At 54.5% G+C, this 15776-nt stretch carries 17 protein-coding genes; all 17 read left to right on the top strand.

Annotated features, from left to right (window positions below; all coding sequences use genetic code 11):
- The 17 genes from TPH_RS12160 (at position 1) to cas6 (TPH_RS12080) (ending at position 15427) form a co-directional block, all read left to right on the top strand.
- Complete coding sequence (locus tag TPH_RS12160; RefSeq protein WP_015051492.1) at positions 1-1170, top strand: hypothetical protein; 1170 nt, start codon at positions 1-3, stop codon at positions 1168-1170.
- 3 nt (positions 1171-1173) lie between these two features.
- Entirely contained in the window at positions 1174-1647 is a 474-nt protein-coding gene (locus tag TPH_RS12155; protein ID WP_015051491.1) for a hypothetical protein, read from the top strand.
- The gene (gene csx7 / locus TPH_RS12150) at positions 1631-2452 is read left to right on the top strand and encodes a type III CRISPR-associated RAMP protein Csx7 (protein WP_015051490.1); all 822 of its coding nucleotides are present in this window, start codon (positions 1631-1633) and stop codon (positions 2450-2452) included. The genes TPH_RS12155 and csx7 overlap by 17 nt, the downstream gene beginning before the upstream one ends.
- A complete protein-coding gene (locus TPH_RS12145; RefSeq protein WP_049886130.1) occupies positions 2445-3344 on the top strand; it encodes an RAMP superfamily CRISPR-associated protein in 900 nt (299 codons plus the stop codon). The genes csx7 and TPH_RS12145 overlap by 8 nt, the downstream gene beginning before the upstream one ends.
- Positions 3337-4434: an RAMP superfamily CRISPR-associated protein gene (locus TPH_RS12140; RefSeq protein ID WP_015051488.1), complete on the top strand. Its 1098-nt coding sequence runs from the start codon at positions 3337-3339 to the stop codon at positions 4432-4434. The genes TPH_RS12145 and TPH_RS12140 overlap by 8 nt, the downstream gene beginning before the upstream one ends.
- A 27-nt stretch (positions 4435-4461) precedes the next feature.
- A complete protein-coding gene (locus TPH_RS12135) occupies positions 4462-4968 on the top strand; it encodes a hypothetical protein (RefSeq protein WP_015051487.1) in 507 nt (168 codons plus the stop codon).
- Between the two features lie 15 nt (positions 4969-4983).
- The gene (cas6, locus tag TPH_RS12130; RefSeq protein ID WP_015051486.1) at positions 4984-5730 is read left to right on the top strand and encodes a CRISPR-associated endoribonuclease Cas6; all 747 of its coding nucleotides are present in this window, start codon (positions 4984-4986) and stop codon (positions 5728-5730) included.
- Between the two features lie 40 nt (positions 5731-5770).
- The gene (locus TPH_RS12125) at positions 5771-7024 is read left to right on the top strand and encodes a TM1812 family CRISPR-associated protein (RefSeq protein ID WP_015051485.1); all 1254 of its coding nucleotides are present in this window, start codon (positions 5771-5773) and stop codon (positions 7022-7024) included.
- Between the two features lie 127 nt (positions 7025-7151).
- Complete coding sequence (locus TPH_RS12120; protein WP_015051484.1) at positions 7152-8588, top strand: TM1802 family CRISPR-associated protein; 1437 nt, start codon at positions 7152-7154, stop codon at positions 8586-8588.
- Entirely contained in the window at positions 8585-9010 is a 426-nt protein-coding gene (locus tag TPH_RS16240) for a TM1802 family CRISPR-associated protein (RefSeq protein ID WP_015051483.1), read from the top strand. Before TPH_RS12120 ends, TPH_RS16240 begins: the two co-directional genes overlap by 4 nt.
- Complete coding sequence (cas7b, locus tag TPH_RS12110) at positions 9010-9927, top strand: type I-B CRISPR-associated protein Cas7/Csh2 (protein WP_015051482.1); 918 nt, start codon at positions 9010-9012, stop codon at positions 9925-9927. The genes TPH_RS16240 and cas7b overlap by 1 nt, the downstream gene beginning before the upstream one ends.
- 6 nt (positions 9928-9933) lie before the next feature.
- A complete protein-coding gene (cas5b, locus tag TPH_RS12105) occupies positions 9934-10656 on the top strand; it encodes a type I-B CRISPR-associated protein Cas5b (protein ID WP_015051481.1) in 723 nt (240 codons plus the stop codon).
- Entirely contained in the window at positions 10643-12910 is a 2268-nt protein-coding gene (locus TPH_RS12100) for a CRISPR-associated helicase/endonuclease Cas3 (protein WP_015051480.1), read from the top strand. The genes cas5b and TPH_RS12100 overlap by 14 nt, the downstream gene beginning before the upstream one ends.
- Positions 12891-13406 (top strand): CRISPR-associated protein Cas4, encoded by a 516-nt coding sequence (cas4, locus tag TPH_RS12095; protein WP_015051479.1) that lies wholly within the window; start codon positions 12891-12893, stop codon positions 13404-13406. The genes TPH_RS12100 and cas4 overlap by 20 nt, the downstream gene beginning before the upstream one ends.
- Before the next feature lie 11 nt (positions 13407-13417).
- Positions 13418-14410: a type I-B CRISPR-associated endonuclease Cas1b gene (gene cas1b / locus TPH_RS12090; protein ID WP_015051478.1), complete on the top strand. Its 993-nt coding sequence runs from the start codon at positions 13418-13420 to the stop codon at positions 14408-14410.
- Positions 14411-14412: 2 nt separating this feature from the next.
- Complete coding sequence (cas2, locus tag TPH_RS12085; RefSeq protein WP_015051477.1) at positions 14413-14676, top strand: CRISPR-associated endonuclease Cas2; 264 nt, start codon at positions 14413-14415, stop codon at positions 14674-14676.
- Between the two features lie 13 nt (positions 14677-14689).
- Positions 14690-15427: a CRISPR-associated endoribonuclease Cas6 gene (cas6, locus tag TPH_RS12080; protein ID WP_015051476.1), complete on the top strand. Its 738-nt coding sequence runs from the start codon at positions 14690-14692 to the stop codon at positions 15425-15427.
- Positions 15428-15776: the final 349 nt, after the last annotated feature.

The following is a 15776-nucleotide window of genomic DNA, read 5'->3' as shown; positions in this document are numbered from 1 at the left end:
ATGCAGTACACTGTAAAAATAACGCTGCAGAGCCCGACCCTGGTTGGTGACAGGCGTGAACCGTCGGCCTATTTTCTTCCTTCCCGTGATTACATACCGGGAGGAGTTCTGCGGGCGGCTTTGGCGCGGGTTATAAAGGATGACTGTCCCTATGAGGCGGACGAAGGGCTGATAAACTGGGTCGAGTTTGTGGGCGGCTCTGAATGCACCCGCTGCTCCTGGTGCTTCCTGTGTTCCTCCTTCGCTGAACTGCGCTTCCACAACCTCTATTTGGATGGGGCAAGGGTGGCCCCATTGAGCGCTTATCGTTGCAAATTTAATGACGATCACCCGGTTTTCGATACCCTCCTTTTTTCAGAGAGACTTTCCTGTCCTGAGTGTAAGAAGCCGGCCGAAAGGGCAGGAGGGTACCTGAAAGACGGCTGCAAGGTGGAAGCCAAACGGCGCTTGATTATGCGCCTGGAGGTGGACCCCTATCGTGGGGTGGCCCAGGACAGACAGCTTTATTCTCTGCGGGTGCTGAGAGAGGGCCAGGTGTTCAGCGGCCTGTTGACAGTTCCCGATCCTGCCGGAGCCTTCCCTGCGGAGCTGGAGCTCCGGATTGGGGCGAAGACAACCGCAGGTTTGGGCAAGGCCAGGGTTCATTTTGAAAAGGCTGTGGGCTGTGGTGTGGAGAAGCTAAAGGAGCGCATCGTTCGCTTCCAGGAAAAAGCCAGAGAGCTGTTGGATATTCCGGCCGGCACTAAGGAGGGAGAGTTTCTATATCTGTCTTTCACCATGCTGGCCGATGCACTGCCTGAAAAGCGCTTGACGCCTAAAAGTGAGCGAGTATCCAATGACACCCTGCAGCGGGAACTGATAGAAGCTCTGCTCCCCGCCGGTTCCCCTGTGAGCGAGCGCCTGGACGGGTTGGTGAAGGTGCTTGCGGATTTTAAGGTTTACGGGGGTTACCGGACGGCAGAGCGCGGCGACGGGCGCCGTCAAGCATCCCTGCACATTTCTGCAGGCAGCGTTTTCCTTTGCCGGGTGCGGGGGCCCCTTGATGATGAGCTGCTGCAGTCCCTGCTGATTTTGGAAGAACGAGGGCTGGGGATGAATAAAGAAGATGGTTATGGGGCTGTGCGCATCTGCGACGAAATTCACCTAAATAAGGGGAGACGGGAGGTATAAACGATGAACGCAGCTGAGCGAACCGTAGATGGCTTGAATGCCGAGCGGGATAGGAGAAAGGACCTTGAGGGTCTAAAAGAAGAGCTTGCCCAAAGGGCTGCGAAGTTTCTAGGGGATGGCAGATCCAAACCTGGTGGGATGGGTTACAGCCAGATTCGCAACTTGGTGTCGCTAACCCAGACGGCCTCCTCAGTGCTGGAAATCGAGGCCTTTATCGACTATCAGATGGGGCGGGACAATGATTATAAATCATGGCGCTGCTCGGTAGGCGATCGGCCTTTCGGGGAAGCGCTGAAAGATGAGATCGAGGCGATTGAAGAATTAGCGTTGAAGAAGCGAAAGGACGATCGAAAGTTCGTACTTCTCTGCCTGACTTACTATTTCGGATACCTGGCCTGGCGTGCCAAGTACCTGGAGTATGCCGGCAGCAAAAAAACAGGTAAGGAAGGGAGTGGGCGCCGTGGCAGGAGACGCTAGTCTTTTCTATGATAGGTTTGACAACAGGAGAAGGATTATAGGGCGATTGGTAGCCATCACACCGGTGCGCATCGGGAGCGGTGGCGGTATACCCGAACCGGGGGCTGTTGATAATCCGGTTATTCGCGATGCTTATGGACGCCCCTTTATCCCGGGTTCCTCCTTTAAAGGGGTCTGGCGGACTTTTGCCGAGCAGGTTCTGGGGCAGCTTGCTAACGGCGACAGGGGTTGCTGCGACCCGCTGAGCGAGCCCTGTCTGTCTACAAAATCCGTGAAAGAGCTCAAAAAAGAACACGGCAAAAACCTCCAGGCTCTGGCACAGGCGATTTACGAGCAGCTATGCCCGGCGTGCCGCCTTTTTGGAAGCCCCCATTTCGCCGGCCGCGTAAGGGTAAGGGATCTATTGGTAATTGAATCCAGCTGGCCGGGCTTCTATGAAATTCGCCCCGGTGTTGCCATAGACCGTGATAAAAGGACTTCCTTAACGTCCCGCAAGTACGAAACAGAAGCAGTGCCCGCAGGAACCGCTTTTACTTTCGAGGCGATCGTTGAGAATGCCACCGAAGAGGAGTGGCAGGATCTGCTCTTAACACTGTTCCCTTTTATCAGGGGTGAGCTTCCGATCGGAGGGAGTACGGGTCGTGGCCTAGGAAGGGTGCGCTTGGAAAATGTAAAGGTGGCCTCAGTTACTGTTTCCAACCTGCGGCAGTTTTTAATCGGTGGTTGGGAGTCTATATCTACAGAGGAGATGAAAGATGTCTGCAGGGCCTCAGAGCTCAATCCGGGGGGTGGAGAGAATGTTTAAGAACTTGCGCAACGAAATGAAGGTAACGTTCTGGCTACGGACTGCAGGCCCGTTGTTGATAAAGGGGCCCGATGAGCCCGGCTTAGATCCTCTGCTGCCCGACATGTGCTTTGTTCGTGCCTGGCAAAACGGCGAAAGTGTTCCCTATATTCCCGGCTCCAGCCTCAAAGGGGTGCTGCGCAGCCGTGCGGAGCAGATCGTCCGCTCCCTGGCTCCGGATGGGATGGAGATTCCGGATCCCTTTGATAAGCAGCAAATACACGACCTTGACAGATTGCTGCGGAACAAGTTGGGTTGCGAAGCCTATTACGCTTCAGATCCGCTGACCCAGCTTTTCGGGCAGACCTACCTGGCAGGAAGACTGCGCTGCTCCGATGCCTTTCCCGTGCCAGGCAAACCTTTAAGAATGAACGTCCGAAACCATGTTGCCATCAACCGCATCACAGGGGCCAGCCAGGGGACGGCATTGTTCAATCCAGAAGTTGTAGAGGAGGGGACTTTTGAAGCCGAAATCAGCCTCACCAATTTTGCCCTCTGGCAGCTGAAGCTCTTGGGGCTGCTGCTTCAAGATCTGGATGAAGGTTACGTTTTCCTCGGTGGCGGCTCTACCAGGGGGTATGGCAGGGTGCGGCTAGAAAACGTCCGCATTGTGCTGCGCGATTACCGCCGGGTTCTGCCGGAGGAAGTCCTGCTGGGCTATCAAGAAAAAGAAGACGCTGTAAAAGTAAGCGGACTCCGCTACGGCAGAAACGGTTTTTGCTGGGAAACCACCCGGGAAGGGCTTGCTTGGCTCCGCGATCTTGACGTGGATTTGGTGCAGGAACTGAAAAAACTGCACCGCCTTCAAAGTGAGATGCGTCAGAGGCTGGAGAGGGTGAATCAAGGTGGCTAAAGGAACCGGAACGCTGCTGCGGGATAAGCCCTATACGTTTATTCCTCTACTGCAGGTGCGTCCTGATGACCGCAGAGGGATTGTACCGCATAATCTGCTCGACAAAAGTCGCTGGACCGGAAGGATGACGCTCGAGCTGTCGGTGGTTACTCCTCTGCATATCGGCAGCGGCACTTATCGCCTAATTGACGGACGGCTGGTTCAAGCCTTTTTGCGTGACGGGGAGATCCCTGTAATTCCCGGCTCGTCCCTGAAGGGGGTTGTGCGCAGTCTGGCCGAGGCCTGTTCCCGGAGCTGTCTTCCCCGGCCGCCGGTGAAAAATAACTCCAGGCTAGAGAATGCCCTGCCTCCAGGAGTGCGGACAAGATGCAACGATAAGGCTGCCTGCATAACCTGTCGCCTCTTTGGATTTGTGGGCAGGGGGAAGAGCTATCGGGGAAGGGTGGTTTTCGGAGAGTTTCGCCCGGTAGGGGAGGTGCAGCTGTCCGTTGAGAAGCTGCCTACGCTGGAGCAGCCGTTTAAAGATTACCCCCAGAAGGATAACAGAGGTGGAGGGAATGAGCGACTGTATTACTGCAGTTTTTATGAGGCTGTTTCCTGTAATGGCCCCGCCCACTGCCCTGATTGCACGAAAGAGGAGTGGCTGAAATGGTTTAAACGGCTTAAAGAGAGGCTGCCGGCGGCGGCTTACCGCGGTCGTAAGCTTTACCTCCTGGGCGAACCGCGAAGTGGCAACCAGCCGGTTGAAACAGCTGCTCCCGGAAGTGTCTTTCAGGGAGAGGTGACCTTTCAAAACCTGGACGAGGATGAGCTGTCATTGCTCTGCTTTGCACTGGGCCTCGATGGGACGATCAATCTGAGCATCGGTTACGGAAAACCGGCTTACTACGGCACCGTTCGGACAAAACTGCTCGAGGTCAGCTGGTATGCCAGGGGCGGCCTTTTCGAACAGGCCGAATATCCGGATCTGTTGGGGCTTGCTCGAAATTACGGGGACCACGACCCTGACGTCAAAAAGAATGTGGATTTGGTCCGCCAGGTCCTGTCGGGTGAGCGTCGCGGCCCGCGCTGGGGCGCGGAAGGATATTAGGCGATGCAGGAAGGAGATGATTCCTTGATGGCAATGAATAAAGAGCGCCTTTTGAGCCTGGCATATCGATTGCTGGAGGGGCCGCCCTTGCGTGAAATGGGTGCTAAGAAGGGGACGACGGCAGTTAAAACTGTTGCTGGTATCTTTCGGGATGTTTCCCGTTCTTCGAAAGCGGATGACAGGATGCACAAGGCGTTGACAATGGTGGAGGCTTTGGCCGGAAGCCCTCTTGCCCGCTACGGTATGCGGCAGCAGTATGAGGCGATTATCAGCGCGCTCGAAATAAGCAGGGGGCGTGTGAATCACCCCGATTTAAAGGGTCTTTCATTTGATGAGCTTGCATATGTTCTGGGCTGGCTGAGCCGGATCTTCCACGCCCAGATTGCAGGGGTTTCGGCTTCAGGGGTACAGACTAGAAGTAAAAACAGGCGTTTGCAGGGTGATGTTGTGAAAAACGAAGAAAAACCCCCTCTAAATGAGCACGACGATTGGAAGAAAGTGCTCATGAACTGGGCCAATAAGCAAAAATTGTAACTGGGAGGGGATTTAGTGCAGCTCACCATTTTCTTCAGCGCCCCGGAGCCGGTGGCGGTCCCCGTTCAGTACGGGCATCTGCTCCAGGGGCTGATCTACAGCCACATGAACAATCCGGTGCTGAGGAGCTATCTGCACGAGCAGGGATTTTCCTATGAGAAGCGCCGCTTCAAGCTTTTTACCTTCTCGCGGCTCTTGGGGCGTGAGGTGCGCTATGACCGGCCGGCGGGTCGCCTGGTTTTGACTCCGCCGCTGCGTTTGGTGATCTGTTCTCCCATACCCTTCGTTCTGCAGGAGATCGGAACCGGTTTTCTCCGGAAAGGGCAGGTACGCCTCGGAGATGCCCGGCTGGAGGTGAAGGAGTTCGCCACCGCAGCTCCCCGGGTAAGGGAGGACAGGCTCAAGGTGCGGATGCTCTCGCCGCTGGTGGTCTATAGCACCCTTTCTGATGAAAACGGAAAGAAGTTTACTTATTATTATTCTCCCTTCGAACCGCGTTTTCCCGTTTTGGTGGCCGATAACCTGGCGAAGAAGCACCTTCTGGTCTACGGGCGCTCGGCGCGAACGGAGGAGTTCAGCATCAGGCCGCTGTGCGTGGAAAATAGGGACATGAAGATCACCCGCTACAAGGAGACCGTGGTTAAGGGTTGGATGGGTGAATACGAAATTCGTGCCGACCCGGGGCTTCTGCAGGTGGCGCTGGATGCCGGATTGGGGGCAAAGAACTCTCAGGGTTACGGTTGCTGTGTTCCGGTGAATTAGCTTGGTAAAGAATGCGGTGACAGAGAAGGGAGGTGATTCTGTGTTTGTGGTTCTTTCTACTATCGGCATTGGGAAATACGAGGAGATTGAGTATTGTTGGCTGCACGGCGGAGGGGGATACCAGATATATCGTACTGCTCTTTTCCCGCTGGCAGCTGATGCGTTTTTCCGACCGGACAAGCTTTTGTTGATGGTAACACCGGAGGCTCATGTTCACGAACATTACCGAGAGATAGAACGCCTGCTCGGCAATCGTTTACAGCCGGTGCCCATTCCACTGGGAAGAACAGAGGATGAGCTCTGGGAGATCTTCGATATCGTCTCAGGTGCAGTGCCGGATGGTGCAAGGGTTGTCTTAGATGTAACGCATGCATTGCGTTCTCTACCGTTTGTGATTTTTGGAGTCATTAATTATCTCAGACAGACCCGGGATATCCATCTGGAACGCATTATTTATGGAGCGTACGATGCTAGAGAGGCCGGACCCGACGGGGGGTGGCGCGCCCCTGTTTTTGATCTGACCATGCTGGTAGATCTGCACGAATGGCTGCAGGCGGTAGAGGCTTTCATAGTACGCAGTGAGGGAGAAAAATTGGCTGATTTGCTGATGGAGGCGCACCGCCGGCAGTGGATCTCAGAAAGGCGTGAGGGGGAGGAACTCCCCCGTCAGCTTCAGAAGATGGCGGGATGTATCAAGGTATTTTCCCGGTCTGTGCGCTTGTTGCGACCTTTAGAAGCGCTGAGCGCTGCAGCTAAAGCGCAAATTCTTGGTCGGGAGGTGGAGCGGGAAGCGGCACGCTGGGCGAAGCCGTTTGGACATATTCTTGCGCGGCTTACAGATGAACTAACGCCTCTGTCAGCGGCCGATACTCAGATGCTCGACGAAGGGGGACTCAGATGCCAGTTGTTCCTCATCAAATACTTCCTTGAAAAGGATCTCATTGTCCAGGCGGTGCTAATGGAAAGGGAGTGGCTGGTTAACTGGCTGGCATGGCGGGCAGGGTTTGGTGATCAATGGCTAAATTTGAAGGTTCGAAAAAAGCTGGAATCCGCAATGGGTGTGGCTGTTCAGAAATTAAAGAGAGAAAAGCCCACAGAGGAATCTCTTCCTTCATGGTACAGTCATCTAACAGAAGTAGACGAAATAACAGAGCTTTGGGATCATCTGACAGCGTTGCGCAATGATGTTGCCCACTGCGCTATGAACGACAGTCCGGCATCTCCGGAAAGCATAAGTAATCGGGCCAAGGAGATGGTGCAGAAGCTGGAACAAATGTTATCAACGGTAAGCTGAGTAAATTTCGTCCAAAAAATCTATTCTGGTAATTGGTTACTATTAAAAATAGCTAGTATCGTTCCAGTCAAGATTTTTCTTGTCTGCTATTTTACAGATGTTGACAAATATTTGAGGAGGTGATGACATGGGTTTCATCAGCGCCATTCGTTCACTGGGGTCGCTAACACCTGGGAAAGGGCTCGATCCGTATCTCATTTTCCCGATGGAAAAGGGCGGCAGGCTGATCCGGGTCGCCCTCAAGGTGGCCGATCGGGAGGCGGAACAGATCGATGTGTTGGGCGTTGCCTGGGTCGATCTGGCGGATCAGATCATGCAGCCCGAGATGAAGGGGAAATATCTTTATCGCAAGAGGGCGGGCAGCGCTGCCACCTGGGGTTTCAGCCCGATTCATCTGATGGGCAAGCCGAAGAAAGATAGTAACAAAAACAGAGAAGCAATCTTCGGGAAGGGTGATAACTGGGCGCAGGATAAGGGCTGTCACCTCAACAAGATCAGGAACAAGCTGCTGCTCGATTATGAGAGGGAAGAGACCTTCAGCCCCGGATCGGTAGATCGGGTGATGGCCGAACTACCGGAAAAATTGAAAGGGATTTTGCCCCACCTGGATCCGAAATCTTCGCACGCCTTTATCTTCGGGTTAGAAGGGGATGACGGCAGCTTCCTCTATCCCGGTGAGGTTCCCGCCTTTCTCGGTTACTTCAGGCGGAAGCTGGAGGACACCTTAAAGCTGGGGGAGGAGCAGGTTCGCTGCGCCTATTGCCGGAAGCTCTGCACACCCCGTTCCTTAAGTAAGGTCTTCAAGTTTTCTACCAGAGATAAAGTTAATATTTGCCATGGGTTAGACAAGAAACAGGAGCCATGGGATTTCCCAGTCTGTGATGATTGTTTTGAAAGCATCTCCTCCGGCCGGGACAGGCTCCAGATGAAGCTGAACAACAACACGGTACTCCCAGGGATCAACATCTGGACCCTCCCAGAGGCGGTCGGAGGCGGCGGTGGCCGGACGTTGAAGCAGCTGATCGCCAGCGTGGAGGAGGGCCTTTCTCAGGACAGGCTGCAGAGCCCCGGGGAGAAAAGGGAATCACGGTACTTCTCCCGCTTAGCCCAAGAGGGGAGCGGATTGGTTTTTCACTTCATCTTCTGGGAGAGAAACAACGCCCAGGAGCTGGTGCACCTGATGGTGGAGGACGTGCCCCCGGAACGGCTGGCCATGCTGGAGCGAAAATGGGGGGAAGCGATTAAAGCGGTATTCGGAGATGTTGGGCGGGATGATCTCTTCACCCTCGATTGGGCGATCAAGAGCCTCTATAAAACCCTGAGCGGTTTTGCCGGCAAGAGCGAAGGCGATAAGAAGGTTTTTAGAGATTATGCCTTAAAGGTGATCGGGAAGATGCTGCGGGGGGAGAGGCTGCCAGTGGCCTTCTTCAAACAGGCGGTTGTGGAACGGGCGGCCAGGCTGGCCTTCGAATCGGGGAGTTGGAACGATGTAGCCCGGACTCTGCTTTACGCACAGGCCTGGGCGGATTATATGTACCGGATCAATCAGGAGGTGGCAGTGTGAAACTGGATTTTCTATCGGATTTTGAGGATCCCTATCTGCAGAGTGAGCGGGGCAAAGGGGTCTTCCTGGCCGGGGTTCTTCTCGGCTACATGGCCCGCTGCCAGGTGGGGAAAGAGGGCGACATCAAGAAAGCCCCTCTTTTCAAGCAGATCGACTTCGGCAGGATGGACTTGAAGCGCTTGAAGAGGCAGCTGGCCCGGGTGCCCCAGCTGATCAGCGCCTACGAGGGGATGCAGAAGCATTCCTACCTGATCAACCGGCTGGCAGCCGAGGTGGGCAGGCTGATCCTGTCGGGGAACGGCGACCTGGGGATTGACGGCAATTTTGCCTTTACCGTCGGTTTTGGCAACGCCGCCAGTTACTTCTGGAAGATCTTTGGTAAAGAAGGGAAAGAAGAATTGGACAATGAGGGAGGTAATTAATGATGGAATTTAAGCGGAGAAGGGAGTTCGTTTTTCTCTATACGGTGGTTGATGCGAACCCGAACGGTGACCCTCTGAATGAAAACCACCCCCGTTATGACGAGGACACCTTACAGGCTCTGGTATCCGACGTCCGGATCAAGCGCACCGTCAGGGACGAGTGGGTCAACCAGGAGCGGCTGGTCTTCGTTGACGGCAAGCCGAAAACGCTGAAAACCAGGTTTGAGGAGCTGAAGCAAAGCACCGGCAAGGAGAAGGGCGACGAGGTATTGCGGGAGTGCATCGACACCAGGCTCTTCGGGGTCACCTTTGCCCTCGGCAACGAGTCCTTTGCCTGGACGGGGCCGGTGCAGTTCAAGTGGGGGCGCTCTCTGCATGCCTGCACTTTCGAGTTCATCCAGGGCACTTCGGCCTTTGCCACTGAAGGCGGGGAGGGGAAGGAAAAACAGCAGCGTTCCTTCCGCAACGAGTACAAGGTTCCCTTTGCCCTGATCGCCACCTACGGGATCGCCAACCAGCATGCGGCTAAGTACACCGGTGCTACCGAGGAGGACCTGGATCTGCTTGCGGAAGCCCTCTGGTCCGGCACCGATAACCTGATTACCAGGAGCAAGCAGGAGCATAAATCCCGTTTTTATTTGGAGATCACCTATAAAGAGGGCTTCAACGGCAAGATCGGGGCGCTGGATGAGAAGCTGCGCCTGCTTACGGCGGAGGGTGAGGAGCCGGATCGGGACGCCCAGAGGGCTTTGCGGCGCTTGAGCCAGCTGGTAGTGGATATCGAACCGCTCATCGATGCGGTGGAAGAAAAGTCGGATCAGATCGACCGGGTGAGGGCTATCGTCAATAAAGAACTCTCCCTGCTGGGCATCGACCGGTTGAAAAACCTGGCAGGAGCCGTTATTGAGGTGAGGTGAGCGGGATTGACCCTGGTTTTCGACGTCTGGGGGGACCTGGCCATGTTCCGGAAGCCCTATACCACCACATCCATGGTCTCCTTTCCCTTTCCCCCACCGACGGCCGTCTGCGGCTTGATCGCAGCGATTGTCGGCCTTGATCACGGCGCCTCGGAGGGAGCGCTCAAAGCCGAGTACTGGGATCGGGTCAGGGGTATGCAGGTGGCCTTGGGGCTGAGGCGGCCGGTGGCCTGGTTTTCTACCGCGGTCAATCTGATCAAGTTCAAATCGCCCAGTGGCGATATGGGGGAGCACATTCAGGTCAAACACCAGCTGCTGAAGAGGCCGGCTTACCGGATTTACGTTCGGGGCGGTGAGGTCTATGATGAGCTGAAGAAAAGGCTGGAACGGCAGGAGTTCATCTTCACCCCTTATCTGGGAGTGGCTTTTGCCCTGGCGGAATATTCCTATGTCGGGGAGTTCCGGGAGACCCCGGTGGAAGAGGAGGCTATGGGGATCGACAGCGTCCTACCCCTTTACGGAGATGTCCGGCTGGATCTGCAGCAGAGCGGCTGCCTCCATTCAGAGGTGGTCCCCTTCAGATTGGACGGTATAAGAAGGCAGCAGGAGACGGTCAACGTGATCTATCCCGAATACCGGGTGAACAGCCGGATCTACCTCCGGAACCGGGGGGATGTAGAAGTGAGCCTGGTAGGCACGGAAAGGGTGGCCTGGTTTGAGCCCTGGTGAAGTATACAGCCATAAGGGTAAGAGGTTGGAGCAGCACCTGCTGGAAACAGCTGAGCTGGCCCAAAAAATAGCGAGACACTTCCGGCTGGAACTCGAAGAGGGTGAAAGATGGGCGCTTCTCCTCCACGATCTGGCGAAGGCCCATCCCCTGTTCCAGAAGCACCTGCTGCAGCAGAAGGGGCGGTTTGGACACGCCGCTCCTTCTGCCGCCCTTGTGCTGGGGCTGACCGGAGATCTCCTCTGCACCGAAGCGGTGCGCCGCCATCACTCCTCTTTGGAGAACCTGGATGAGGCGAAAAAATTCTGGTTCTGCTGGGATTATCAGGAGAACGCCTGTGGGGTGATCGGCAAGATCCCGGTCTGGAACGGTGCGGAAGCCGTTATGGAGGCCCTGGGGCACCAGTTGGCGAAGTGGGGGGAGCTGCTGCCGGCTCAGGCGGACTGGGATGAGTTGATCTTTGAGCGGGTGGAGTTTTTCCCTCCGGATGAAGAAAAAATGGAGGAGGCCTGGCTGCGGCTCCGAATGCTCTATTCCCTGCTGGTCACCGCCGATCGCTATAATGCGGCTGTGGGCAGGGAGATGGAGTACCATCCCTTGAGGATCGACCAGAAGCGGGTGGAGGATTTTGCCGCATCCTTGAGGGGAAGACCGCTGGCGGAGTGGCGTCAGCAGGTACGGGAGGAGGTTGTCCGAAAGGCCGAAGAGGTCCTCAAAAAACCGGGCATTTATACCCTGACCCTGCCGACGGGAGCCGGGAAGACGCTGGTCGGGCTGGAGCTGGCCATGTTGGCGGCGGAAAGGTTTGCGGCAACCGGGATCATTTATGTGCTCCCCTTTATCAGCCTGGTCGAGCAGAATGCGGATGTCGCCCGGGTGCTCTTTAAGGATGCCTCTCCGGTCCGTGAGGATCACTACCTGAGTGAAGTAGCGGGAGAGGAGGGGGATCCGGAGAATTCCTCACCACAGGAGCGCTTTCTTTCCTTTTTCCGCTACTGGCAGGAACCTGTCGTGATAACCACCATGGCCAAATTCTGGGAAGTGCTCTACTCACCTAAAGGAAATGACACTATGTCCCTGCACCGGCTGAGCAGGGCGGTGGTGATTCTGGATGAGCCGCAGGCGATACCCTCCTGTTACTGGCAGGGATTTGGTAAAACCCTGAACCTCTTGTCGGAGAAGCTGAATACCACCTTCATCCTGATGACGGCTACACAGCCCGAGATCGCTCAGGGGTTAGAGCTGGCTCCCCGTCCCTACTTTTTCCCCATGATCAGGCACCGCTTTGAGTGGAGGCGCGAACGCCTGACTGTGCCGGAACTCCTGGGTTCCCCCGATGTTATTTCGAAGCTTCTGGCTAAGAGCGCCCTGCTGGTTTTCAATACGCACCGCTCGGCACTGCTGGCCTATCTGGAGCTGCAGAGCCGCGGAGTGACATCCTATTTCCTTTCCGGCTGGGTAACTCCCCTGGACAGGAGAGCGACATTGCAGCAGATAAGAGAGGATGAAAGTGCCGGTAAACCTGCCCGGCTGGTCTCCACGCAGGTGGTGGAGGCAGGGGTCGACCTGGATTTTCAGTTTGTCTATCGCGACCTCGGGCCGCTGGACAGCATCATTCAGGTGGCCGGCCGCTGCAACCGCCACGGGAAGAGGGAGCAGGGGGAGGTGCTCGTCTGCGAGCTGTGTGATGAGAACGGCAGGAGCTATGCAGGGTATGTCTACGACTCCACGCTCTTGGTTGCTACAAAGGCTGTTCTCAAAGACAGTTTCGATGAGAGAGACTGCCCAGGAATGGTTGCCGCCTATTACCGTAAGGTGCGGGAGATAACGGCGGAAAACCCGCTCTGGGAGGACATCAGCAGCGGCAGGTGGGGAGAATTCCACGATCTCATAGAGAAGGAGGAAAGAGGTGAAGCCACTCTGGTGGTGGCCTATGAGGGGGTGGAGAATGACCTCGATCTTCTAAGCCGGCAGGCGGCGCCGGATGAGGATGTCATGAGGATGGTGGAGCAGAAGCGGGAAGCCAGCCGGAGGCTCGGCCTCCATGCTGTTTCCGTGCCGGTAAAAATGCTGGAGGAGTGGCTGCTGCGGGTCGGAGGAATGATCTACGGGGCAGAGAGCGGCGATATCTTAAGGAAAGTATCCTCGGGTATTTATCTTGTTCAAGGAGAGGGGATCGGCAGGATATACAGCAGGCGGACTGGTTTTATGCCGCCTGATCTGGAGGCCGCAGGGGATGGGGTCGATGATTGGTGAACACTGGCCGGTCAACGGAACCCTGGTCTGGTACTACACCATCTGCCACCGCCAGGTGTGGCTGATGGCCAGACAGCTCACGCCGGACGAGGATGACGATAATGTGGCAATCGGCCGCTTCATTCACGAACACAGTTACCGGAGGGACAGGCACGAGCTGGCGGTAGGGAACATAAGAATCGACCTGATGCAGGCCTCCAGGGACGAGGTATTGATCGCCGAAATCAAGAAGTCGAGCCGGTTTCTGGAAAGCGCCAGGCTACAGTTGAAATACTATCTGTTTGTGCTAAAAAGTCTGGGTCTGGATTTCAAAGGGGTGCTGCTGGTGCCGGAGGAGCGCAAAAGGGAACTGGTTACTCTTGAAGAAGAAGATCTTGTTGAAATCGAGAGAATAATCGGGGAAATCAGGAGGATTATCGACTCTCCGGTGCCCCCGCCTGCGGTTAGAACCCGCTGGTGCCGCCCCTGTGCCTATGCTGAATTCTGCTGGGCTTAGGAGGAGAAGCCGTGCGCAAGTCGATCTATCTATTGAACAGTGGGGAGCTAAGGCGGGAGAACAATACCATCTGCTTGATCACGGATGAGGGCAAGCGTTTTCTTCCCGTTGAAGATATCGGAGAGATCCATGTCTTTGGAGAAGTTGACCTTAATAAAAGGCTGCTGGAGTTCCTCAGCGAAAAAGAGATCATCCTTCACTACTACAACCATTACGACTATTACATGGGGAGCTTTTACCCCAGGGAGCACTTCAATTCCGGGTATATGACGGTGAAGCAAGCAGAGCACTACATCAATCCTGAGCTGCGCATCTGTCTGGCCCGAGCCTTTGTCACCGGAGCAGTCAAAAATATCCGCCAGGTATTGATGTATTACCGGAACAGGGGGAAAGAGGTGGGCAGTGCTTTTGAGAGAATAGAAAAATTGATGGGAGAGATCGACTCAGCTTCCTCCGTTGATGAATTGATGGCCTATGAAGGGAACATCCGTGATGCTTATTACGGCACCTTTGATCTGATTATCGACAACCCGGATTACGTCTTCGAGGTGCGGAGCAAGCGGCCGCCGAAAAACCGGCTCAATGCTCTGATCAGTTTCGGCAACACACTGCTTTATACCACTACCTTATCGGAGATCTACCGTACCCACCTGGATCCCCGGATCGGCTACCTCCACACCTCCAACTTCCGGCGTTTTTCCTTAAACCTGGATGTGGCGGAAATCTTCAAACCGATTTTGGTAGACAGGCTGATATTCTACTTGACGGGTAAGCAGATGCTGAAAAAAAGCCATTTTGAGAAGAAGCTCGATGGGGTAGTGCTGAGCCGAAGCGGCCGCACCCTTTTCATTCAGAATTTCGAGCAGAGAATGATGAGCACTATCAAGCACAGGGAGCTGGGCCGCCAGGTTTCTTATCGGCGGCTGATCAGAATGGAGCTTTACAAACTGGAAAAGCACCTTATGGGTGAGGCAGACTACCAACCGTTCGTTGCCAGGTGGTAGAGATGTTTGTGATTGAAGTTTATGACGTTAACGAAAAAAGGGTGGCCAAGGTGCTCAAGGTGAGCAGAAAATACCTTTACTGGGTCCAGAACTCGGTGCTCGAAGGGGAGATCTCAGAAGCGAACTTCAGAAGGCTTAAAGAAGAGCTGCTCGAAATAATTGATCTGAAAGAAGACTCCCTGATTTTTTACACTTTCAGAACCACAAAATACTCTGAGCGGCAGTGCTTCGGGGTGCTCAAAGGCGGCGAGGAGACAATATTTTAAAGAGGGATCGAGAATGAGGTTGATCGTAGAATTCAGGGCAACCGAGAACGAAAGGATAACCCTTCCGCTGCAATATAACAAGGCCGTCCAGGGGATGATTTATCAGCGAGTCAGAGAACATCTGCCGGAACTGCACGACAGGGGGTTTGTTTCCGCCGGTAGGGTGTTTCGCCTGTTTGTTTTTTCCAGAATTGAGGGAAGCGGTGTTAAAATCATCAACGGGATGATATCTTTTAACTCACCGGTGAGGATAAAAATAGGCAGCCCCAATAACAACTTTTTGGAGTGCCTGGCCAACTCGCTGCTGCGTACTCCTCAGATCGATATCGGCGGCAGCCCTTTAGTAGTGGAATCGGTGGCAATTGCAAGAAACCCGGATTTCAGCTCCGGCCGGGTAAAGGTTAGGGCTATTTCACCGATCACCGTTTACTCGACACTAATGTCGGCAGACGGGAGAAAGAAGACTTATTACTATCACCCGGAAGAGAAGGAGTTCTCCGATCAAATAAGAAATAATATCATAAAAAAGGGCGCACTGCTGGGAGTTGATGACAAGGAGGCATACTTCACAATAGAGCCGTATCGGGTGCGGAATACAGATCTCAAGACCGTCTATTATAAAGATTACGTTGTAAAGGGATGGCTTGGGCAGTATCTCCTGAGGGGGACCCCTGAGTTGCTCAACATCGCCTATGATGCCGGAATCGGAGCGAAGAACTCCCAGGGCTTTGGTATGGTTGAAATTATATGACGCAGCTTCTGCACATTAAATGAAAAGCACTACTATGATAGATAAACTGACTGAGACGGCATGATACAACGCCCCGAATTGATTCGGGTGTTCCCAAAGAGACTTTTACTGAGATTCGACAATGTCTATATGCTGGTTTGTACTGACAACCTTGAAAAAGTGAAAAAGATAGAGGGGGAATCAGAAAAAGAAAAATGGCCTTTTGTGCTGTCGTCGACCCCGAGTAGCGTAAAAACTACCGGGGATCGACGACAGCAAAAAGTCCGTAATGAAGCCAGAAAGCCCTTAAATCCAACAAAAACCCCTCAACGGGTAAAAATCCATGAGGGGGCATTTTTGGCGGATCGTG

It is taken from the genome of Thermacetogenium phaeum DSM 12270 (assembly GCF_000305935.1).
Classification (GTDB): domain Bacteria; phylum Bacillota; class DSM-12270; order Thermacetogeniales; family Thermacetogeniaceae; genus Thermacetogenium; species Thermacetogenium phaeum.
The sequence above is the reverse complement of the archived record's forward strand: the minus strand, read 5'-3'. Positions and strand labels throughout refer to the sequence as shown.